Annotated in this window: 18 protein-coding genes and 1 other RNA gene; 12 read left to right on the top strand and 7 right to left on the bottom strand. The window is 63.1% G+C overall.

What is annotated here, in order from left to right:
• The first annotated feature begins 219 nt into the window (after positions 1-219).
• Positions 220-1,440 carry an alanine racemase gene (locus AC3CB8_RS23490; RefSeq protein ID WP_023769640.1) on the top strand — a complete coding sequence of 407 codons (1,221 nt, stop codon included), beginning with the start codon at positions 220-222 and terminating at the stop codon, positions 1,438-1,440.
• Here the strand turns inward: AC3CB8_RS23490 and AC3CB8_RS23485 are convergent.
• On the bottom strand, positions 1,437-2,168 hold the full coding sequence (locus AC3CB8_RS23485; RefSeq protein WP_023792219.1) for an SDR family oxidoreductase: 732 nt from the start codon (positions 2,166-2,168) through the stop codon (positions 1,437-1,439). The two genes, AC3CB8_RS23490 and AC3CB8_RS23485, sit on opposite strands and share 4 nt — an antisense overlap.
• 75 nt (positions 2,169-2,243) lie before the next feature.
• Between AC3CB8_RS23485 and AC3CB8_RS23480 the strand changes: the two genes are divergently transcribed.
• Positions 2,244-3,188 (top strand): LysR family transcriptional regulator, encoded by a 945-nt coding sequence (locus AC3CB8_RS23480; protein WP_352595260.1) that lies wholly within the window; start codon positions 2,244-2,246, stop codon positions 3,186-3,188.
• A 33-nt stretch (positions 3,189-3,221) separates the two neighbouring features.
• Here AC3CB8_RS23480 and AC3CB8_RS23475 read toward each other — a convergent pair whose 3' ends face one another.
• Together AC3CB8_RS23475 and AC3CB8_RS23470 are read right to left on the bottom strand one after the other, a co-directional pair.
• Positions 3,222-4,400: a lytic murein transglycosylase gene (locus tag AC3CB8_RS23475; protein ID WP_023769643.1), complete on the bottom strand. Its 1,179-nt coding sequence runs from the start codon at positions 4,398-4,400 to the stop codon at positions 3,222-3,224.
• Between the two features lie 293 nt (positions 4,401-4,693).
• Positions 4,694-5,494, bottom strand: a complete 801-nt coding sequence (locus tag AC3CB8_RS23470; protein WP_023769644.1) for a glycoside hydrolase family 25 protein — start codon at positions 5,492-5,494, stop codon at positions 4,694-4,696.
• A gap of 286 nt (positions 5,495-5,780) precedes the next feature.
• Between AC3CB8_RS23470 and AC3CB8_RS23465 the strand changes: the two genes are divergently transcribed.
• A complete protein-coding gene (locus AC3CB8_RS23465; protein WP_023792205.1) occupies positions 5,781-7,160 on the top strand; it encodes a serine hydrolase domain-containing protein in 1,380 nt (459 codons plus the stop codon).
• Positions 7,161-7,596: 436 nt separating this feature from the next.
• Here AC3CB8_RS23465 and AC3CB8_RS23460 read toward each other — a convergent pair whose 3' ends face one another.
• From AC3CB8_RS23460 to AC3CB8_RS23450, 3 genes are read right to left on the bottom strand one after another with little or no spacing between them, the layout of a single operon-like run.
• Complete coding sequence (locus tag AC3CB8_RS23460; protein WP_352563856.1) at positions 7,597-8,280, bottom strand: class I SAM-dependent methyltransferase; 684 nt, start codon at positions 8,278-8,280, stop codon at positions 7,597-7,599.
• Entirely contained in the window at positions 8,277-9,575 is a 1,299-nt protein-coding gene (locus AC3CB8_RS23455) for a BtaA family protein (RefSeq protein WP_352563857.1), read from the bottom strand. Before AC3CB8_RS23455 ends, AC3CB8_RS23460 begins: the two co-directional genes overlap by 4 nt.
• A 32-nt stretch (positions 9,576-9,607) precedes the next feature.
• Complete coding sequence (locus tag AC3CB8_RS23450; RefSeq protein WP_352563858.1) at positions 9,608-13,240, bottom strand: hydantoinase B/oxoprolinase family protein; 3,633 nt, start codon at positions 13,238-13,240, stop codon at positions 9,608-9,610.
• Between the two features lie 184 nt (positions 13,241-13,424).
• Here AC3CB8_RS23450 and AC3CB8_RS23445 point away from each other — a divergent pair, with 184 nt between their 5' ends.
• The 5 genes from AC3CB8_RS23445 to rnpB all read left to right on the top strand — a co-directional run bounded on the left by AC3CB8_RS23445 (position 13,425) and on the right by rnpB (position 16,711).
• Positions 13,425-13,637 carry a hypothetical protein gene (locus tag AC3CB8_RS23445; protein WP_023769649.1) on the top strand — a complete coding sequence of 71 codons (213 nt, stop codon included), beginning with the start codon at positions 13,425-13,427 and terminating at the stop codon, positions 13,635-13,637.
• Between the two features lie 161 nt (positions 13,638-13,798).
• A complete protein-coding gene (locus tag AC3CB8_RS23440) occupies positions 13,799-14,518 on the top strand; it encodes a J domain-containing protein (protein WP_023769650.1) in 720 nt (239 codons plus the stop codon).
• Positions 14,515-15,270 carry a peptidoglycan recognition protein family protein gene (locus tag AC3CB8_RS23435; protein WP_352563859.1) on the top strand — a complete coding sequence of 252 codons (756 nt, stop codon included), beginning with the start codon at positions 14,515-14,517 and terminating at the stop codon, positions 15,268-15,270. Before AC3CB8_RS23440 ends, AC3CB8_RS23435 begins: the two co-directional genes overlap by 4 nt.
• 211 nt (positions 15,271-15,481) lie before the next feature.
• The gene (locus tag AC3CB8_RS23430) at positions 15,482-16,246 is read left to right on the top strand and encodes a lytic transglycosylase domain-containing protein (protein WP_023769653.1); all 765 of its coding nucleotides are present in this window, start codon (positions 15,482-15,484) and stop codon (positions 16,244-16,246) included.
• Between the two features lie 65 nt (positions 16,247-16,311).
• Positions 16,312-16,711, top strand: an RNA gene (rnpB, locus tag AC3CB8_RS23425) — RNase P RNA component class A.
• Positions 16,712-16,901: 190 nt separating this feature from the next.
• Here the strand turns inward: rnpB and AC3CB8_RS23420 are convergent.
• Positions 16,902-18,017, bottom strand: coding sequence for a cystathionine gamma-lyase (locus AC3CB8_RS23420; RefSeq protein ID WP_023792186.1), 1,116 nt, complete (start codon positions 18,015-18,017; stop codon positions 16,902-16,904).
• A 409-nt stretch (positions 18,018-18,426) separates the two neighbouring features.
• Between AC3CB8_RS23420 and mraZ the strand changes: the two genes are divergently transcribed.
• Genes mraZ through AC3CB8_RS23400 form a run of 4 tightly spaced genes read left to right on the top strand, consistent with a single transcriptional unit; the run spans position 18,427 to position 22,034 of the window.
• Positions 18,427-18,900, top strand: a complete 474-nt coding sequence (mraZ, locus tag AC3CB8_RS23415) for a division/cell wall cluster transcriptional repressor MraZ (protein WP_352563912.1) — start codon at positions 18,427-18,429, stop codon at positions 18,898-18,900.
• Positions 18,897-19,913, top strand: coding sequence for a 16S rRNA (cytosine(1402)-N(4))-methyltransferase RsmH (rsmH, locus tag AC3CB8_RS23410; RefSeq protein ID WP_352563860.1), 1,017 nt, complete (start codon positions 18,897-18,899; stop codon positions 19,911-19,913). The genes mraZ and rsmH overlap by 4 nt, the downstream gene beginning before the upstream one ends.
• 4 nt (positions 19,914-19,917) lie before the next feature.
• A complete protein-coding gene (gene ftsL / locus AC3CB8_RS23405) occupies positions 19,918-20,313 on the top strand; it encodes a cell division protein FtsL (protein WP_023769658.1) in 396 nt (131 codons plus the stop codon).
• Positions 20,310-22,034 (top strand): peptidoglycan D,D-transpeptidase FtsI family protein, encoded by a 1,725-nt coding sequence (locus AC3CB8_RS23400; RefSeq protein ID WP_023769659.1) that lies wholly within the window; start codon positions 20,310-20,312, stop codon positions 22,032-22,034. The genes ftsL and AC3CB8_RS23400 overlap by 4 nt, the downstream gene beginning before the upstream one ends.
• Positions 22,035-22,065 lie beyond the last annotated feature (31 nt).

The following is a 22,065-nucleotide window of genomic DNA, read 5'->3' as shown; positions in this document are numbered from 1 at the left end:
GCTGCCAAGCCTTTCGGCAAAGGCCAGGTGCCGTGCAGTCAGGAGCACGAGACGCAGAATTGTTTCCTTGCAGCGCCGCGCGTCTCCAGAGACGCGCAAAGGACGCTGCGAGGTTCATTCCTGGCGCATGATCCTTCCGCAAGTCGAAATTAACTTTCGGGGTCATGCGCTAGCCGCTAGCGTGGATTAATTGTGCGAGCTGAAGTCGAGGATTCGTCCATGCAGCGATTCGAGAACGCAAGCGAGGCGGCACTGGCGCTTCGTCCGGATGACCCGGTCTACTGCTTCCGCCCGCAGGTCTTGAAGGCGGATGCGAAGCAGTTCATGGGCATGTTCCCCGGCAAGACCGCCTACGCGGTCAAGACCAATGGCGAGCAGATCGTGCTGAAGACGCTCGTCGAGGCCGGCGTCACCGCCTTCGACGTCGCTTCACCAGGCGAGTTCGCCGCCGTGCGCGCCGTTTCGCCCGATGCGGAGATGCTCTACATGCATCCGGTCAAGGCGCAGTCGGACATCAAGCTGGCTTTGGAGAAATACGGCATTCGCGTCATCTCGCTCGACCATGAGGACGAGATCACCAAGCTGACCCGTGTGGTGCGGGCGCTTGATATCGACCCGGGCGCGGTCAGCGTCTTCGTGCGTGTGCAGACAAAGGGCCATGCCGCCTACGAGCTGTCCAAAAAATTCGGCGCTGGGCCTGCCTATGCGGTCGAACTCGCCGAGCGGCTGAACCGCACCGGCTATAAGGTCGGCCTGTGTTTCCATGTCGGCAGCCAGATCGAGGATCCCGACACCTATGAGCGGGCGCTTGCCTCGGCCGACTGGGTGCGCAACCGGCTGACCTTCGACATTGCCGGGCTCGATGTCGGCGGCGGCTTTCCGGCCGAATACGGACATGATCCCAACCGCAAGCAGATCGAGATGCCGTCGCTCGGCCAGATCATGTCGCGGCTCTCCGGCGACCTGAAGGAATATCAGTTCGACCAGATGCCGCTGGTGGCCGAGCCGGGCCGGGTGATCGTGGCGCGCTGCCTGTCGCTGATCGTGCGCGTGCTGTTGCGCAAGGGCAAGCGGCTCTACATCAATGACGGTATCTGGGCGTCGCTGTCGGATTCGTGGACCGGCAAGATTACGCTGCCGGCGCGGTTTATCCCCGATCCGGCAATCCGCACGCGCAACGGCGACGAGAACAAGATCGTACCGTTCAAGGTGTGCGGGGCGACCTGCGATTCCGTCGACATCCTGTCGCGGCCGTTCTGGCTGCCGGAAACCGTCGACACCGGCGACTGGATCGAGATCGGCCATATAGGCGCTTATTCACTGTCGCTGAGAACCCGCTTCAACGGCTTCTATCCCGACACCTTCGTCGAGGTGACGACGCCTTTCGATGAGGGCGACGCGCCGGTGGGATTCGCCAGCCTGGAGACGATGGCGGATTAGGCAACGCCACCGCCGGCCTGGATGTTCTCGCCGGTCAGCCAACGGGCCTCGTCGCTGGCCAGGAAAACGGCAACGTCGGCGACATCGCGCGGCGCACCGATCCTGCCGAAGGGCGACATGCCGGCCGCCACGGCGCGGTCGCGCTCCGGCAGAAGGTCGGTGTCGGTGAAGCCTGGCGACAGCGCGTTGACGGTGACGCCGCGTGGCCCGAGCTCGCGCGACAGAACGCGCACGAATTGTTCCACCGCGCCCTTGCTGCCGAGATAGAGCGCGGTCTGCGTGAAAAACATCTTCGTTCCGCCAGTGGAGACCGCGATGATGCGGCCGCCGTCACGCACGCGGCGAGCGGCCTCCTGAAGCGTAAAGAAAGTGCCTCTGGCGTTGGTGCCGAAGACAAGGTCGAAATCGGCTTCGCTGGCCTCGACCAGCGGTTTGATCACAGCGACGCCGACATTGGCGACGACGATGTTGAGGTCGCCAAACTGGCTTTCTGCTTCGTCGAACAAACGGCGGATGTCGGAAACATTTGAAATGTCCGCCCGGATGGCGATCGCCTTGCCACCCTTGCTCACGATGGCCGCCACAACGTCGTCAGCGGCCTTGGCATTGCCGACATAGTTGACGACGACCGCGGCGCCGTCGGCCGCGAGCCCTTCGGCAATGGCGCGGCCGATGCCGCGCGAGCTGCCGGTGACGATCGCGGTTTTGCCCTGAAGCGAATGAGACATGATCAATTCCTTTCGGCCGTTCGTGACCGCGCGACGCGGCTTGGTCGAAAATAGGCCGAAGCTATTGATCATATAATGGGCTATTATCTGACTTGCCTGTTAATCCTGGGATACACAATGCGCGGGTCCGAATTTTCCGAACTCAAGGCTTTCGCGACGATCGTGGAGGAGGGCAGCTTCATCCGGGCTTCCGCCAAGCTCAGGATTTCGCCGCCGGCTCTCAGCCAGACAATCCGGCAGCTGGAGGCACGTCTCGGTGTCCGCCTGCTCAATCGCACGACACGAAGCGTATCGCCGACCGTGGCTGGCGACACGCTGTTCACGCGGCTTGGTCCTGTTTTCAGGGAACTGGAAGGCGCGGTCGCCGATATTCATGCTGCGCGCGACCAACCGGCGGGTTCGCTGCGCGTCAACGTGCCGCGCGTGGCCGCCATGCGGTTCATCGCGCCGATCCTGGGCGATTTCCAGCGCGCCTATCCCGATATCGGCCTGACAGTGATCATCGACGACATGCTGACGGACATTGTCGAAGGGCGTTTTGACGCCGGAATTCGGCTCGGCGAGCGGCTGGAAAAAGACATGGTGGCGGTGAAGCTGAGCGGGGATCTGCAAATGGCCGCGGTGGCCGCTCCCGCGTATCTCGCGGGACGCCACACGCCGCGTCATCCCGGCGATCTGCACCAGCATCGCTGCATCAATTTCCAATGGCCAGGCGGCGGCAACATCTACCGATGGGAGTTCGCGCGGGGCAAACGGGCGCTGGAAATCGCGGTCGAAGGCAAGCTGACCGTTAACGACACCGACTTGCTGCTGAACGCGGTGCTGGGCGGTGCCGGTATCGCCTACATGATCGACTATCAGGTTCAGCCCTGGATCGAAAACGGCCGGCTGGTCCGGTTTCTGGAAGCTTGGTCACCCAGCTTCCCCGGCTTCTATCTATACCATCCGAGCGTGCGGCATGTGCCGCCAGCCCTGAGGGCGTTCATTGATTTTGTGCGGGAGAGGCGGAGTGGCGAGTAGCAGTACGAGGCTCTCGCGGCCTTCACTGTTCGCTCACAATTTTCCCAACAGCTCCGGCGTCGGCCAACCATCCACCGGCAGGCCAAGCCGCATCTGTTCCTTGCGGATCGCTTCACGGGTGTTGGTGCCCAAGATGCCGTCGACCGTGCCGACGTCGTAGCCCCTGGCCTCGAGCTTGGTCTGCAGTTCTTTCATTTGCTCATTGTTGAGGCCGGGCTCGGGATTGCGCGGATCGAGCGGCGGCGCGCCCGCCAGGCGCGCGGCGAGATTGGCCGCGGTCAGCGCGTAGGTGAAGGACTGGTTCCATTCGAGATAGACGTCGAAATTCTCGTAGGTGAGGAAGGCCGGGCCCTTGCGGCCCATGGGCAGCGCCAGGCCGGCTTTCAGCCCCTTGTCGGCCAGCGGCGAGCCGTCGGGGTTGGTGACGCCCCATTGCGCCCACTGCGTCAGCGGCAGCTTGTTGGTGCGCCCGGTCTGGTCCCACGGCATCTCTTCGGGCACGCGCACTTCCTGGATCCAGGGTTCGTCCCGTTTCCAGCCGCGCGACAGCACCTTGTTGCCCGTGGTCATGATCACGTCGGGCACGGAGCCGCGCAGATCGATCTTGCCGTCGCCGTCGCCATCGATGCCGCGCGCAAGATAGTCGGATGGCAGGATCTGCGTCTGGCCGATCTCGCCGGCCCAGGCGCCGGTGACGTCGGCCGGCAGCACGCCGCGATCGATCAGTTCCAGGAGCGGCACCAATTGCTGGCGGAAAAGCTGCGGGCGGCGGCAGTCATGCGACATCGTCACCAATGCGCTCAGCGTGTGGAAATCGCCCTGCACGGCGCCGAAATCCGTTTCAAGCGCCCAGAAGGCGGTGATAACCGGGGCCTGGACGCCGAACTGCTGGTCGGCGCGGGCGAAGATGTCGGCGTATTTCTTCATGTTCGCCGCACCTTGCTTCAGCCGGTAAGCCGAGATCATGCGGTTGGAAAACTGGACGAATGTTTGCGTGAAGACGCCCTGCGCACGGTCGCGCGCCAGAGCCCTCTCGTCGATCCGGGCGTCCTCCAGCGCATCAAGACCGACCGCGCCGACACCGGCAGCCTTGGCTTCCGTCGCCACACCCTGCTTCCAGCTTTCGAAATCGCCGCCGCATTCCTGCGCCATCGCCGGCAAGGCCGTGGCGCACAAGAACAGCGCCGCGAGGGCTTGGGAACGCAGTCGCATCAGCTTCCTTTCGAAACGAGAGGGCATTGTCATGCCTGGCTGAAAGCGCAACGCCCTGAATTACCAGCGGTTGCACTCTTTAGCGCTGGCTGTGTCGAAAGCAGGCGGCAGGCCCGGTGTCAACGGGTGATCTGCCGCAACCACCATTCGTGCGGCTTCGCTGCCGTTGTCACGGTGTCAACGGGTGATCTGCCGCAACCACGATTCCCGCGGCTTCGCTGCCGTTGTCACGGTGTCAACGGGTGATCTGCCGCAACCACGATTCCCGCGGCTTCGCTGCCGTTGCCACTGCGTCAATGCGTGTTCTGCCGCAGCCACTTGTTCCAGGCGGATTCCGAGCCGTTGAAGATGTTGATGTCGGACTTGCCGGTCATGCCGGGAACGATGCCGGTTCCGGTGTACTGCCAGAAGGTGAAAGGGTGGCTGCCATATTTCTCGCGCGGGTGCCCGGCGACGGAACGCAGCCAGTAGGGATAGCCGCGGAAGGTCGACAGTTCATTGTCGTCGAAGAAGTCGACCGAGGTGTAGATGATCGGCTTCTTGCCGTAATGCCGCTCGACGATTTCGAGGAAGGTCGTCATCTCCGCGCGCACCGTGGCGGCGTCGGGGCGCAGCCGGCAGGTCGGCGAGTTCGGGTTCCATTCCATGTCGAGAACCGGAGGCATGGCGGAGCGGTCTACGGGGACATTCTGGATGAACCAGCGCGCCTGGACGGCCGCCGGAGTGCAGAAATAGAAGAAATGATAGGCCGCGCGTGGAATCCCGTTGGCTTTCGTGCGCGCCCAGTGCTCGCTGAAATACTCATCGAAACGGTCGCCGCCTTCCGTTGCCTTGATGAAGGCGAAGGAGATGCCGCTGGCCTTGGCCGTCGGCCAATCGACCGAGGTCTGGTATTTGGAAACGTCGGTACCATGGACGGCATAGTTCCATGGCGCACCGCTGTCCCACTCATGCGGCTTTGAATCGGCAAAGCGCGGCGCGCGTACGGCCACCGTCGGACTTCTCGACGCGGACGGCGACAGCGGCGAGAGATCGTCCACGGTCGAGCAGGCGCCGAGCAGCGTCAGCATGAAAAGGGCCGCAAGACGGCGCATCGCAACTTCCAAGCCGGAATCAGCCGGTCGCTGATGGGTCTGTGCACTGATGGCCGAAGTTGGTCTGGCCCCCTCCAGTCGATCGCCCCACGCATCGCCTGGCATATCGTTCTTCATGCATGTCGTGTCCCAAAACCGCTGCGCACTTTTGGGCGACATGCATCCCTGTGATCGCCGATCATGGTTGATATCTGGTTTATGGCGCTGGACAAGAGGCGAGATTTTGCGGAAGCAATGGCGGCAATTCGATGACATAAACGTCAGGCGAATGCCTGGGAGGCAATGGATGCGGTTCGTCGTCAAGGTCGTCAAATGGCTTCTTGGCTTGATCGTGCTTGCAATCGCCGCGCTGTTTGCCTGGCTCTATATCGCGCCGCCGGAACTGATCCGCGTCGGCTCGGGCTATTCGGCCAAGATCGTCTGCTCCAACGTCTTCATCGCCGGCCGCGACGCCAACGAGGTGCTGGCCCTCGATGTGCAGGCGCCGGGCCACCCGCTGCTGCGCTTGATGCGGGTCTCGGTCGACAAGAACCGGGGGACGGTTTCGGCCGGCCTGCTCGGCTTCCTCGGCAAGAGCGAGGCGGTTGCCCGCGACGGGCTGGGCTGCGCCTCGGTTCCCGACGGCGATGTCGGCAAGGCGCGGCGCACGGCAATCCATGCCCCGCCATCGCCGACCAGTCAGGACGCGCTGTGGCCCGAGGGCGAGCGGGTCGATGCCTCGCAGAATCCCGAGGTCTCGAAGATTGTCGGGGACGCCGCGATGACCGGCACCGGCGTGCGCGCGGTCGTGGTGGTCAAGAACGGACGGGTCGTCGCTGAGCGCTATGGCGACGGCTTCTCCGAAAAGACGCCGCTGCTCGGCTGGTCGATGACCAAGACCGTCAACGCCGCCATCGTCGGCACGCTGGTCAAGGACGGCAAGATGGCGGTCACCAACAAGGGCCTGTTCACGCCATGGAAGGCCGACGGCCGCGCCGCGATCAGCCTTGCCGACATGATGGCGATGTCGAGCGGGCTGGAGTTCAACGAAGACTATGGTGACGTCGCCGATGTGACGCGCATGCTCTATCTCGAACCGGACATGGCGGGCTTTGCCGCAACCAAACCCCTCACCGGCGAGGTCGGCAAGACGTTTTCCTATTCAAGTGGCACGGCGGTGATGCTGTCGCGCCTCTGGCAGGACGCGATCGGCGACAAGGCCAAGGCATTGATGTGGCCGCGCATGGCGCTGTTCGATCCACTCGGCATGCATAGCGCGGTGCTCGAGACCGACGAGCAGGGCACTTTCGTCGGCTCGTCCTATCTCTACGCCACGGCGCATGACTGGGCCCGCTTCGGCCAGTTCCTGCTGCAGGGCGGTATATGGAACGGCAACCAAATCCTGCCGGTGGGCTTCGTCGACTGGATGCGCGAGCCGGCATCCTCCTCGAAAGTCTACGGCAAGGGCCAGTTATGGATCGAAGCGCCGGGCGACGAGGAAAATCCCGGCGCCGGCGTCGCGGCCGGGCTGCCGAAGGACACTTATTGGATGGAGGGCCATGACGGACAGACCGTCGCCGTTATTCCGTCTGAGCAATTGGTGGTGGTGCGGCTCGGGCTAACGCCGGCCAAGTTCGGCTACCGTCCGCAGACGATGGTGGGTGCGCTGGTGAAGGCGCTGCATTAGCCCAATCGCTTATGACCCTAGCAGGCGTTGACCTGCCTGCAAGACCAGCCTCCGCCATCGGTATCGTGGCAGTCTTCGTAGTTCCCGTAACAGGTATTTGTTGAATTGCGATACCAGGGATAACCACCCGGGCAGCAGACATCCTGCTGCGCGGTCTGAAGGTATCGGTTCGCCGGCTGGCTTTGTCTTTCAGTATTGCCAGGGTGCGGAACGCTAAACCTGATTGGCATATCCAGGCTTGCATTGCTCATTGCGGACGAGCTCAAGAAAACCGTGCAAGCAACCAATGAAAGCATTCCCCGCGCACTCATGCTCTCCTCCTTGAGAGAAAATAGAGACCGCTAATATACCGGCTTTCATCCGTTGCGTCGATTGGCCCTGACCGGTAAAATTGCGGCGGGAAAACCGCTGAGCAGCTTTCCTGAGTGTCTGGCCGTCAAAGGCCAGGTTTGATCACGGCCAGCCAGGCATAGCCGCGATAAAGCGTACGAAAACGGAAGGTTGCGCCGGTTCGCCGCGATTCTGATTCAAGAACTTCGCGCAGGGTTGAGCGCGGCGCGACGTGGAATTTTTTCAGCCAGCCGCGCAGCAAGGTGCGGAACCAGCCTGGCAGACCTTCCTGCTGGCCGAAATCGACGAGGTGCAGCGAGCCCATGGGGGCCAGCGCGGCAAGTGCTGCCGATACGGTCTTCTCCCAGCCCGGGATCATCGACAGCGAATAGGATACGAAGATGCGGTCGAAGCTGCCTTGGCCAAACAGCGCTTTGGCGTTGAAATCCGTGGCATCACCTCTTGCCAGCGCTACGCGATCGGACAGGCCATCGCGGGCAACCGCGGCGCCTGCCGTCTCCAGCATTTCGGCCGAAATATCGAGGCCGAAGAAGCGACCTTCTGGATAGGCGCGGGCGGCGAGGATGATATTGCGGCCGGTGCCGCAGCCGAGCTCCAGCACGGTGCCGCCGGGTGGCACGTCCAGCCCCTCGATCAATCGGTCGCGGCCAAGCAGATAGTATTTGCGGGTCAGGTCGTAGATGTGGCGCTGCCAGCGATAGACGCCGTCCATCAGTTCGGCATGGTTGGCCTGGAATTCGGGGCGGGCCGGCAGCTCGGTCGTGCTCATGCCGCGCACTTCACATAGAGGTGGAAGCCGCCATAGATGGCGGAGCGGTCGCGGGCCGAGAATTCGCGCGAGGCATCACTCTCATAGGTCCACTGGTCGAGCAAAGAGGTCGGGACACGGCCCGGCAGCAGGCTGGGCTCGGCGGCGGTGCGGAAAATGACACGGGCGCCGGCCGAAGCGGTGCGGGTGATCTCCGACCACAGTGCATTGAGCTGGTCATCGGTCATCCAGTCCTGCGCGTCGAGCAGGATGAAGCGGTCGACGGCGCCGGCATCCTTGCCAGCGAGGAATTCGATCAGGTTGGCGTGATGGATGGCGACGCGGTCGATATTGCCGCGGATGGTGTCGTAGTTGTGCTTTTCCAGATAGGCGGGCAGGGCGGCCTCGCCTGGTTCCGGGTAGCGGCGAGCAAAGGCCTGCCAGGCGAAATAGTTGTTTTCCAAGGGGAAGTCGCAGGCAAGCTTTTCCAGCCGGGCCTTCAGCACGCTGGCCATGGTGCCGTCGCCGGAGGTGATCAGCGAATCATACTGCGCCGGCGGAATGCCGAGGCCGAACAGCGAAGCCTTGCGCGACGTTGCCCATTTCAGCAGCTTCCTCTCGAAGACTGGCGCCAGTTCCTCGTTGAAGAAGCGGCGCTGTTCGCCGATATTTCTGGCTTCCATCATGCGGGCCGGGTTGACGCCGAAGAACTTCGCCGTGCGATGGCCCATGGCGATGAACAGGCCAAGCAGGCCGGTCTGGTAGAAATTGCGGTCGAAAACGCCAATGCGCCGGCGGCCGCGCAAGTTGCGGTGTTCCCAATAGTGGCGGCTGACCGCATCGAGATGCGGGGCGATGAAGCGGTCGTAGGCCTCGGAATTGTGACTGGTGTCGGCGGCGCCGAAGAAACGAAAGAGGTCGCCCTGCGAAGGCAGATGGCGGACGGCCTCAAGCTTCATCCGGTTCAGCGCGATGTGGGCGGCGTTGAGGTCGACGGCGTCGATCCGTGCCGGCGAGCGGGTAAGGTAGGCCAGGATGTTGCAGCCGCCGGAAGCGATGGTGACGACGCGATGACCTTGGTCAAGCTGCATCGCGTCCATGTCGACGTCAGGGTCTTCCCAGATCTGTGGATAAACGAGGCCGGAAAACAGGAAGGCGAACAGCCGCTCCGAGATGCCGGCTTTCGAAAGCGCGCGGTTCTGGTAGACCGCTTTTCCAACTTCCTTGCCGCGGCGAAAAACCAGATCCGATGAGACGTCCGTCATGGCAAAGTGATTCCCCATTTGCTTTGCCGCAAGCGGGTAACCCAGGGTCATGACAGGCCGGTGACAGCCTGTTGACGTCTCCCTTACAGCTTGCCAAACCCGCCCGGCGTCGGCGTCGTCACGATGACGGCCTCGCCAGCGTCGAGCACGGTCTGGTCGCAGGCTTTCAGCACGTCGACCGTGCCGTCGTTGCGGCGGACCTTGGTCGAGCCGACCTCGCCGTCGCCGCCCCCATCCAGCCCTTGCGGCGGCCGGTTGCGATGTGAGGAGAGGATGGCGCATTCCATTTTCTCCAGGAAGCGGATGGTGCGTCTGGTGCCGTCGCCGGCGTTCCATTTGCCCTTGCCGCCGGATCCCTGGCGAATGTGAAAATCCTCCAGCACCACGGGGAAGCGCAGTTCAAGCACCTCCGGATCGGTTAGGCGCGAATTGGTCATATGGGTGTGCACGCCGGAGGTGCCGCCAAAGCCGCGGCCGGAGTTCATATGGCCGGCCGGCGAGCCCGAACAGATGGTCTCGTAATATTGGTATTTCTTGTTGCCGAAAGTCAGGTTGTTCATCGTGCCTTGCGCATTGGCCATCGCCCCCATGGCGCCGAACAGCGCATTGGTTACGTGCTGCGAGGTCTCGACATTGCCGGCGACGACGGCGGCAGGGTAGGCCGGCTTCAGCATACAGCCGTCGGGAATGACGATGTTGATCGGCCTGAGGCAGCCGGCGTTCATCGGGATCATGTCCTCGACCATGACGCGGAAGGCGTAGAGCACGGCGGCCCGAGCGACCGGTTCGGGCGCGTTGAAATTGTTCTTCATGACAGGCGACGTGCCGGTGAAATCGACGGTCGCCTCCCGCTTTTGCCGGTCGACCGTGATCTTCACCTTGATGACCTGGCCGGTATCGGTCGGATATTCATATTCCGACGTGTCCGGCAGCCGCTCCAGCACGCGGCGCACGCTCTCGGCGGCATTGTCCTGGACATGGCCCATATAGGCCTCGACGACGTCGAGTCCGAAATGGGAGACCATCTTGCGCAGTTCGGCGACGCCCTTCTCGTTGGCGGCAATCTGTGCCTTGAGGTCGGCGATGTTCTGGTGCGGGTTGCGGGCGGGGTAGCGATGATCGGTGAGCAGCGTATGCAACTCCGTCTCGCGGAATTTTCGACGGTCGACGATACGGAAGTTGTCGAACAGAACGCCTTCCTCGTCGACCGTGGTGGCGAGCGGCGTCATCGAGCCCGGGGCGGTGCCGCCAATGTCGGCATGGTGGCCGCGCGAGGCCGCCCAGAAGAGGATGTTTTTCCTGATGTCGTCGAACACCGGTGTCACCACGGTGATGTCGGGTAGATGCGTGCCGCCATTATAGGGGGCATTCAAGGCAAAGACGTCCCCGGGATGGATGTCGCTGGAGTTCAGCCGGATGATGGTTTCGACCGAACGATCCATGGAGCCGAGATGCACCGGCATGTGCGGCGCGTTGGCGACCAGCGCCCCGGTGTGGTCGAAGACGGCGCAGGAAAAATCCAGCCTTTCCTTGATGTTGACGGAATAGGCGGTGTTCTGCAGCGTCACGCCCATCTGCTCGGCGATCGACATGAAGAGATTGTTGAAGATTTCGAGCATCACCGGATCGGCTTGCGTGCCCAGGGCAGCGGCGCGCGTTTTCTTTTCCGTGCGGCGTATGACGACGTGATTGAGGTCGGTGATTTCGGCCCGCCAGCCCGGCTCGACGACGATGGTCTGGTTCGGCTCGATGATCAAAGCGGGGCCGGCGACCAGATTGGACGGTCCCAGGGTCTCGCGACGGTAGACGCCAGCTTCATGCCACTGGCCCTCCGTGTAGATACGCCGGGTCTCGGAAGCGGCTGGATGGATCGTTGCCGGTCCGGCAGGCGCATGGGCCTCGGCGCTGGTCTGGCCGGTTTCGGTGCCCTCGACGCCGACGGTCTCGACCATCATCGGTTTGGCGTCATAGACGAAACCGAATTGCGCTTTGTGGGCGATTTCGAAATCGCGCTTTGCCTGGAAAATCGAATCGTTCTCAAAATTCACCGGGAGGGTCGTGTCGGTGCCGTCATAGCGAATGTGCAGCACCGGCCTGGTGGCAACCGCGGCCTCGGCGATGCCTTGCGCCGCCAGCTCCGCGATAACGGCCTTTTTCAAGGTGGCGATGAGGTCGCCAATCTCCGTTATGGACTCTTCGGCGAGCGGCTTGAGCAGCGCCTGCTGGCGCGAGGCGAACACCGAGGCCAGCCCGATGCCATAGGCCGAAAGCAGGCCGGAGAAGGGATGGATCAGCACGGCCTCCATGCCAAGCGCGTCCGCGACCAGGCACGCGTGCTGTCCGCCGGCGCCGCCGAAGCAGTTCAGGAGATATTCGGTGATGTCGTAACCGCGCTGCACGGAAATCTTCTTGATCGCATTGGCCATGTTCTCGACCGCGATGGTGACGAAGCCCTCGGCGACCGATTCGGGCGGCCGGCCATCGCCGATCTCGGCGGCAAGTGCCGCGAATTTCGCACGCACGGTTTCCGCGTCGAGCGGTGCGTCCTGGCGGGAACCGAAGATCGACGGGAAGAAGTCGGGCTGCAGCTTGCCGAGCATCACGTTGGCATCGGTCACCGCCAGCGGGCCGCCTCGCCGGTAGGCGGCGGGGCCGGGATTGGCGCCCGCGGAGTCCGGTCCGACGCGGAAACGGCCGGCCTCGTAGTGCAGGATCGAGCCGCCGCCGGCGGCGACCGTGTGGATGCGCATCATCGGCGCGCGGACGCGCACACCAGCCACTTCGGTGTCGAAGGCCCGTTCATACTCGCCGTCATAGTGGGCGACGTCGGTGGACGTGCCGCCCATGTCGAAGCCGATGACCTTGTCGAAACCGGCGAGCTTCGCCGTCTCGACCATGCCGACCACGCCGCCGGCCGGGCCCGACAGCAGTGCGTCCTTGCCCTGGAACATGTCGGCGGCGGTGAGCCCGCCAGAAGACATCATGAACATCAGGCGGGGGAATCCGTTGTTTTCTCCCGCCGCACCCAGCTCTCCCGCCACCCTTTGCACATAGCGGGAGAGGATTGGTGACAGATAGGCGTCGACCACCGCGGTGTCGCCGCGGCCGACCAGCTTGGTCAACGGCGAGACCTCGTGGCTGACCGAGACCTGGCCGAAACCAAGCTTGCGGCAGACCTTGGCCACCGCCTTCTCGTGATCGGGGTATTTCCAGGCATGCATGAAGACGATCGCCACCGCGTCGATGCCATCCGCTTTCGCTTGTTCCATGGCCGGCCGGCAGGCTGATATGTCGAGCAGCCGTTCGACGCAGCCGTCGGCGAGCACGCGCTCGTCGACCTCGATGACGCGCTCATAAAGCTGTTCGGGAAGGATGATCTCCTTGGCGAAAATGTCCGGTCGCGCCTGGTACGCAATCCCTAGCGCATCGCGAAACCCCTTGGTGATGAGCAACAACACGCGGTCGCCCTTGCGCTCCAGGAGGGCGTTGGTCGCCACCGTCGTGCCCATCTTGATGTCGCCGATCAGGCTGGACGGGATCGCGGCGGCCGCTTCAAGGTCGAGCAGGTCGCGGATGCCCTGAATGGCCGCATCGGCATACGCTTCAGGATTCTCCGATAGCAACTTGCGCGGATGCAGCCCGCCTTGCGGGTCGCGGCCGATAATATCGGTGAAGGTGCCGCCGCGATCGATCCAGAAATCCCATTTCGCGGTCATGCGGCTGTCTCCGGTATTTCGTTTCCGGAGTCGTTGTTAAAGCGCCGAAGCGCCGGCAGCAATGTCGCCTGCATGCCATTGATGTTACAGGCGGAAACGGAACGTTATGAAACCCGTGGCCGTCCAGAGCATTTCTCCTTCGACCGTTCACCGCAACGTGAACGTGTGTTGAAGGAGAGACGTAATGAAAAAGCTCATTCTTGCTTCGGTGTCCGCCCTTGCCCTGCTGGGTGTCGCGGCCTGCAGCGACAGCGGCAAAGGCACTGACAACACCACAACGCAGAGCACCAATCCGCCGGTTGCCGAGCAGCCGATGAAGCCTGCGGCCCCGGCCGATAATTCGACCAAGCCTGCCGAGCCGGCTCCGGCAACGCCCGCTCCTGCGCCCGCGCAGTAGTTTGTAAGCAGTAAGTGTCTTGGGAGGAAGGCCGGCTTCATGCCGGCCTTTTCTCGTGGAGACCGCGCTCGGGACCGTCGATCGTCTCTGGTCAGGGGCCCGAAAAAGAGAGGCCGTTAATGGCTTGATAGCGGGGACCGGTTGGCTCTATGAAGCTGGCCATGTCGATTTGGGATCGCCTCGGCGACTTCATCACGCGGGTTTCGTCGTCAACCACATCAGGCGTCGCCGACGTGGTCGAAGCTGTGCGCACGGTTTTCTCCGGCGATGCAGACCTGCGCCGCCGCATTGCCTTCTCTGTGGCGATGATCGCGCTGTCGGCCAAGATGGCCAAGGCAGATGGCATCGTCACCCAGGATGAGGTGCGCGCCTTCCAGGAAATCTTCGAAGTGCCGCCGAAGGAGACGCGCAACGTCGCGCGGCTGTTCGATCTGGCCCAGCGGGACGTCGCCGGTTTCGAAACCTATGCCGAGCGCATGGCGCAGCTCTGCGGCTCCGGGCACTCCAATTGCGTGATGCTGGAAGACATACTCGACGGCCTGTTCCACATCGCCAAGGCCGATGGGCTGGTGCATGAGCGCGAAGGCATCTTCCTGCACCGTATCGCCGAGATCTTCCGTATCGACGAGACGCACTACGAATCGATCATGGCGCGGCACGTCAATCTTGGTGCCGGCGACCCCTATCTCGTCCTCGGCATCGAGCGGGGCAAGCCGTTCGAGGAGGTCAGGAAACGCTATCGCAAGCTGGTGTCGGACAACCACCCGGATAGGCTGATCGCGCGCGGGCTGCCGCAGGAATTCATCAAGATCGCGACGACCAGGGTCGCGGCGATCAACGCCGCCTACGAGATGATCGAGCGGGGCCTGCGGCACGCATGAGCGGCTTCCTGCCCGATGAGCCGAACGCCGAGGTCAGGGTATCGCCGAATTTCGGGCCAAGGCGCGATGCGCAGAAGCCCGACATGATTGTGCTGCACTACACGGGCATGGCAACCGGGGCTGGGGCCGAAGCCTGGCTGTGCGACCCGGCGAGTGAAGTCTCGTCGCATTATCTCGTCCACGAGAATGGTCACATCGTGCAGATGGTCCGGGAAAGCGATCGCGCGTGGCACGCCGGCCAGAGTTCCTGGTTCGGACGCACCGACATCAATTCCTGCTCGGTCGGCATCGAAATCGTCAATCCCGGCCATTCACTCGGCTATCCCGGCTTTCCGAAACGTCAGATCGCGGTGGTCATCGAGCTGTGCAAGGGGATTGCCGCGCGGCACGCGATCGCCGCCGAGCGGGTGCTGGCGCACTCCGACGTGGCGCCGGGGCGCAAGATCGATCCCGGCGAGAAGTTCCCCTGGGCGGCACTGTTCGAGGCTGGCGTCGGCCATCTGGTGCCGGCCGCTCCCGTCAGGCGCGGAGCCGCGCTGAAGCCCGGTGACCGCGGTGCCGATGTGGAGACGCTGCAGTCGATGCTGTCGCTTTATGGCTATGGCGTCGAGATATCGGGCGTTTTCGACGAGCGGACACGAATTGTCGTCGAGGCCTTTCAACGGCATTTTCGACCGCGCCGGATCGATGGAATCGCCGACGGCTCGACGATGCGCACGCTGCAGAAACTGCTTGCTTCCGTGAGGAATTGACCTCAGGTCAAGAGCCGGTCCAAGTAATCCTTCCCGGTCATAAAGTTACAAACTGTCACTGAAAGTGACTTGCCTCGCCTTCATTGACGCCAAATCGGGCTTCAAAGGGCGTTTCGTACAGTTTGTCGGACATCCATCCCCCGGGTGTTCCGATATTGATCAAGCGATGCCACGCGAACATCTTCGCGTGGCCCCAACAGAACAGGATCACATGCAGAAATTGACCGGTTTAACGGCAGCTCTTGCTGCCGGGGTAATGAGTTTTGCCTTCAGTGCGGCAGACGCCGCGCCGTTAAGTCCACGGGCCGACCAGGGTCTCGTCGCGGCATCCGCCAAAGGCAAGGCCATTTCGGCCAAAAGCAGCAAGAGTGCGAAGGCGACGACGAAGCAGGCTTCCGCGAAAGTGGAAAAGGCAAGCTGGGCCAAGGCAAGTGGGACCAAGGCAAGTGGGACCAAGGCTAGTTGGACCAAAGCAGGGAAATCCTCCGTCCAGAGGCAGGCAAAGCGCGGCCGCAAAACCGTGGACATGACGACGACGGCATCGATCGGTCTCGGCAACGTCGCTGCGGCGACCGAGGCGGTGACGAGCGGCGGCCAGTATTCCGCGATTGTCGGCCGATACGCGGCGACCTACGGGGTTCCGGCGTCGCTGGCCCAGGCCGTGATCAAGATCGAGAGCAACTACCGGCCGAACATGGTCGGCGGCGCCGGCGAGATCGGACTGATGCAGATCAAGCCGGCAACCGCGCGCATGATGGGTTACAGCGGGTCGGCCAAGGGCCTGTTCGATCCCGACACCAACATCAAATACGGCATGAAGTATCTCGCCATGGCGCGCGACCTCGGCGGCGGCACGACCTGCGGCACCATCCTGAAATACAATGCCGGCCATGGCGCCACCCGCATGAACCCGGTTTCGGCGGCCTATTGCAGTAAGGTCAAGGTTCAGTTGGCGGCTGTCGGGGCACCGGCTTGATAAGAACCGACCACGGCTGGCTTTTTCGGTTGCGTTTTGCGGTGTTAACCCCTTTATACGCCCTGCCAGCTGGCCGGGCGGCCGCACCCGCAAACGCCGAAAGGCCGCGGGTGAGGAAAGTCCGGGCTCCATGGAAACACGGTGCCGGTTAATGGCCGGCGGGGGCGACCCCAGGGAAAGTGCCACAGAAAGCAAACCGCCACGACTTTGTCGGGGTAAGGGTGAAAGGGTGGGGTAAGAGCCCACCGCGCGACTGGCAACAGGAGCGGCACGGTAAACCCCACCGGGAGCAAGACCGAATAGGGGCGGTGCGAGGGGAAACCCTCGAGGGCTGTTTCCGGCCCACCGTCCGGGTAGGTTGCGTGAGGCGCATGGCAACATGCGCCCAAGATGAATGGCCGCCACGTTCTCGCGTCGCAAGGGGCGAGGGCCATACAAAACCCGGCTTACAGGCCAGCTGGCAGTTTCTCTCCACGACATCTGGGATTAAGCCTTTGGGACCGGAAGGTTGCGCCATAGCGCCCGGCATACGCCATCTGATTGTCGGCGAATATCTCACCTTGGATCGGGCCCGCGGTGATGTGATCGAATACTTCGCGTGCTGCACGGCCATCGCAACATCGAAGCCGACGACCTCGGGTCGTGATCAGCCCGTTCAGTCGCTGATCCTGTCCAGCGAGGCCTCGATCGCCTTCCAGAGTTCTTCCACCGGCTCACAACCGACCGACAGGCGAACGAAGCCAGCCGGAACCGCGTCACCTCGCTTCAAGCGCCGTTCGGCCGAGCTGTGGACGCCGCCGAAGGAGGTTGCGGCCTGCATCAGGTCGCAATTGTTGATGAAGTCCTCGGCTTTCTGCTCCGAAGCAAGTTCGAAGGAGATGAGGAAGCCGAAGCGCTCCATCTGGGCGCGGGCAAGATTGTGCGAGGGATCGCCTTCCAGGCCGGGATAGCGCAAGCCGTTGATCGCCCGATGGCCTTGCAGGCGCCGCGCGATCACTTCCGCCGACGAACACATGCGGTCGAAGCGCACATCCAATGTTTCCAGGCCGCGATGCACCAGCCAGGCTTCGAACGGCCCGGGGATGCTGCCCGAGACCTCGCGCCAGCCGGTCACGGCTGCGATGATATCCGCATTGCGGCTGGCAACATGTCCGAACAGCACGTCGGAATGGCCATTGGGTGCCTTGGTGTCGGCGGCGACAACGATATCGGCACCGTGATCGAGAGGACGCTGGCCGAACGGCGTCATCGTCGTGTTGTCGACCACCAGCAGCGCGCCGGCCTTGTGGACGGCATCGGCGACAGCGGCGATATCGCAGATGTCCAGCCCCGGATTGGCCGGCGTTTCGACGAAGGCGAGGCGGTAGCCCGCAAAACCGCCGTCGAGGAAAGTCGATGTCGGCCGCACATCGTAGGAGACGCCGAGCGGTTTCAGGAAGCGATCAGCCAGCGCCCTGGTGGTGTGATAGCCGTCCGAAGGCAGCAGGACATGGTCGCCAGCCTTGAGCACGGCAAAGAATGCCGCCGAGATCGCTGCCATTCCCGAGGGAAAACCGACGCAGGGCGCGTCTTCCAAATGGGACAACATGTGTTCGACGGCATCCCATGTCGGGTTGCTGAAACGGCCGTACTGATTGAAGCCGGTGGCATCGCCCGGTGCATGAAAGATGGCGGCCATGGTCAGTGGCAGGGGAATGGAATCGCCCATGGCAAACCCGCTGCGACGCAAATGGGGAAGGGCCGCGGCGCGCGATCTGGCAGTTTCAGACATCGAGTTTCAAATCCCTTGGCGATCGGTGAGATGGGGGAGACGCTATGCCCGGCCGCGGCTCGCGGCAAGGCATCTCCAGTTGGACCAGCGAGGCTCTAAACGGTTCGTTAGGCTTAATAGACCATAAAGACGAAACGTGCCGTCATAGCCTTTCTCACGGGCGTGATGCGCATGGTTGCGAAGCCCTATTCCCGTTGACGCCCATAGTGCCCCATGGTATCCCATTTCGACATCAAAGCCTTCGTTCCGCGTCAGGGTAAAGCGTACGCCAATCGGGCAGCCGCGGCGGCTGCGCGTTTGCGGATTTTCGCCCGTGTGGACGGGGTTGGTGCGGGGCAGACGCAGCGCTGCGGTGGCGCGTACGACACGATGAAGAGGGGTGCGGCTGCGCAGGCGGCCGCAACGTGTGATGGACCGGTTTCTGTCGAACACGGTGAGCAGGATCGATGTGAAGGGGCGGGTGTCCGTGCCGGCGCATTTCCGTGCCGTGGTGCAGAAGCGCGGCTATTCGGAACTTTACGCGTTGCGTTGCCTGGACCTGCCTGCGATGGATGTCGGCGGGCTCGATCTGCTCGACCGCTACGAGCAACGCATCGCGCAGGAAGACCCGTTCCTGCGGACCGCGGACGACATGTCGTTCTTCTGCCATGGCGACGGAGCGTTCCTGAAACTCGACCAGGACGGCCGCATCACCATGACCGATTTCATTCGCGAACATACCGGCATCTCCGCGGAGGTGGCCTTTGTCGGGCGCGGCAATTTCTTTCAGATCTGGGAGCCGGGACGGCTAGCGACCTATGGGGCGCAGGCGCGTGCCAGGCTTTTGCAGCTTCGGCAGGGGACGAAGGCTCACGAGGCCAAGGCTGGGGAGCGACCGGAATGACGGTGGACCACGGCGATGATGTCAACGCCGTTGGCGGATCGGTCCGCCACATTCCGGTCCTGCTTGGCGAAGTGCTGGAAGCGCTGGCGCCGGCGGAGGGCGACATCGTCATCGACGGCACGTTCGGCGCCGGCGGCTACACCAAGGCCATCCTGGCGACGGGCGCGTCCGTGATTGCCATCGACCGCGATCCAGATGCGATCGCGGCCGGGCGCGACCTCGAGGCGCAATCCGGCGGCCGGCTGAAGCTGGTGCAGGCGCCGTTCTCGACGCTCGACGACAAGGTAGAAAGCGCCGATGGCGTCGTGCTCGACATCGGCGTTTCCTCCATGCAACTCGACCAGGCCGAGCGTGGCTTTTCCTTCCGCAGCGACGGACCGCTCGACATGCGCATGGCGCAGGCGGGCCTGAGTGCTGCCGATGTCGTCAACAGTTTCAAGCCGGGCGACCTTGCCCGCATCTTCGGCTTCCTCGGCGAAGAGCGTCACGCCGGCCGCATCGCCCGCATGATCGAGGCGCGCCGGGAAAAACGGCCATTCGAGCGCACGCTGGAACTCGCTGATGCGATCGAAACCCATATCGGACGCGCGCCGAAGGACAAGATTCATCCGGCGACCCGCGTCTTCCAGGCGCTACGCATCTTCGTCAATGACGAGCTCGGCGAACTGGCCAGGGCGCTGTTCGCGGCCGAACGCGTGCTGAAGCCTGGTGGACGGCTCGCCGTGGTGACGTTCCATTCACTGGAAGACCGTATCGTCAAGCGCTTCATCGCCGACCGCGCCGAGGCCATGACCGGCTCGCGCCACATGCCGGAGGCGCAGGCGCGCACCGCGACATTCCGCAAGGCTGGTGGCGGGGTGACCGCAGGCGACGCCGAGGTTGCGGCCAACCCACGCGCCCGCTCGGCCAGGCTGCGTGCCGCGATCCGCACCGAGGCTCCGGCGCGGGGCGACGATTTTTCGATTTTCGGCCTTCCAAAGCTTCCCGGCATCGACCGGCCGGGGGAGAGGTAAGCACGTGTTTCGTACCAGCGACATAGTCCTGATCGCCGTCATGGTTTCGGCGGCCGCCCTGACCTACAAGGCCAAGCGCGAGGCCGAGGACCAGTTGGCGGCCGTGCAGAAGATCCACGCTGAGATACGTTACGAGGAGGACACGATCGACCTGCTCAAAGCCGACTGGAGCCTGCTCACCCAGCCGTCGCGCCTGCAGAAGCTGGCCGAACTCTATAAAGCGCAGCTCGCGCTGGAGCCGGTCAGTGCCCGCCAGATCGTGGGCCTGGGCGACCTGCCGGCCAAGGCCCTCGATATCCAGGACATCCTGAACGGGCGCCAGGGCGCCATGGCCGACAATTCCGACAAGGCGCCTTCAGGCGACAAGGATCCCGTCGTGACCGGAGATATTGCCCAATGATCGGCAAACTGCTGAAGCGCTTCGCGTCGGTAAGCCGCGCCAGGACGGGCGAGGAAAGATCGATCGTGGTCGAAGGCGCCCGCAAGGCGACTGGCGGCAAGGGCAAGGCGCGCATCGTGATGACGATGGCGGTGTTCTTCGGCATCTTCTCGACCATATCGGGGCGGCTGGTCTATCTCGGTTTCCAGACACCCGACCTGTCGGGCGGCCCGCAGAGCCGGGTGACCGCCTCGCGGCCTGACATTGTCGACCGCAACGGCGAAGTGCTGGCCACCGACATCAAGACGGCGTCGCTGTTCGCCGAGCCGCGCCGCATCGTCGATGCCGACGAGGCGATCGAGAAGCTGTCGACGGTGCTGCCCGAAATCGACTACGAGCAGACCTATCACAAGCTGAAGAGCGGCGCCGGCTTCGTCTGGCTGCAGCGGCAGCTGACGCCCAAGCAGCAGGCCGACATCATGCAGCTCGGCATTCCCGGTTTTGGCTTCCGCACCGAAAAGCGCCGTTTCTATCCAAGCGGCGAAACCTCGTCCTACGTTGTCGGCCTGACCAACATCGACAACCAGGGCATCTCCGGCATGGAGAAATATATCGATGAGCAGGGCCTGAGCGACCTGCAGGCGTCGGGCCTGGCGGTGGCGAAGGATCTCAGGCCGGTGAAGCTTTCGATCGACCTGCGCATCCAGCATGTGGTGCGCGACGAGATCGCCGCCGGCCTGGAACGCTATCGCGCCATGGGCGCGGGCGCTGTCGTGCTCAACGTCAAGACCGGCGAAGTGGTGGCCATGGCCTCGGTGCCGGATTTCGATCCGAACAACCCCTACAATGCGCAGGACAAGGACCGGCTCAACCGGATGTCGGCTGGGCTCTATGAAATGGGCTCGACATTCAAGAGCTTCACCTCGGCCATGGCGCTCGATTCCGGCAAGGCGACGATGTCGAGCCGCTTCGACGCTTCGCATCCAATCCGCGTCGGCCACCAGGCCATCCACGATTTCCACGGCAAGAACCGTGTGCTGTCGTTGCCGGAGGTGTTCCTCTATTCGTCCAACATCGGATCGGCCAGGGAAGCAGAGCTGGTCGGCATCGAGGCGCACCGCGAATTCCTGCATCGCCTCGGCATCCTGGAGAAGATGCAGACCGAACTGCCTGAAGTCGCCCGCCCGACCGAACCGAAAGTCTGGAAGCAGGTCAATTCGTTCACCATCGCCTTTGGCCATGGCGTGTCGACGACGCCGCTGCAAGCGGCTGTCGGCTGCGCGGCGCTGGTCAATGGCGGCTTCCTTATGCAGCCGACATTCCTGGTCCGCAGCCAAGAGGACGCGATGGCGGCGGCCAAGAAAGTGGTTGCCGAAAAGACTGTCGAGGGCATGCGCTACCTCTATTCGCTCAACGCCGAGAAGGGTTCGGCCAGAAACGCCCGCGTTCCCGGCTACCGCGTCGGCGGCAAGACCGGCACGGCCGAGAAGGTCATCAACGGCCGTTACTCGAAGGAGTTGAATTTCAACACCTTTGTCGCCGCCTTTCCGATGGACGATCCGCAATATCTGGTGTTCACGATCGCCGACGCCCCGCATCCGGAAAAGCCTGGGATGACCGACGTCGCCGCCAACAATGCCGGGGTTATGGCCGGCAATATTATCAGGCGTTCAGCGGCCATGCTTGGCGTGAAGCCAGATTTCAGCCATGAAAATGGTGCAACGCTGGTTTCCTATCAGTGATTCTTAGGGCGCGCCGGCAACTGCGCGCTAT

The sequence above is a fragment of the Mesorhizobium sp. P160927 genome (genome assembly GCF_057766385.1).
The sequence above is the reverse complement of the archived record's forward strand: the minus strand, read 5'-3'. Positions and strand labels throughout refer to the sequence as shown.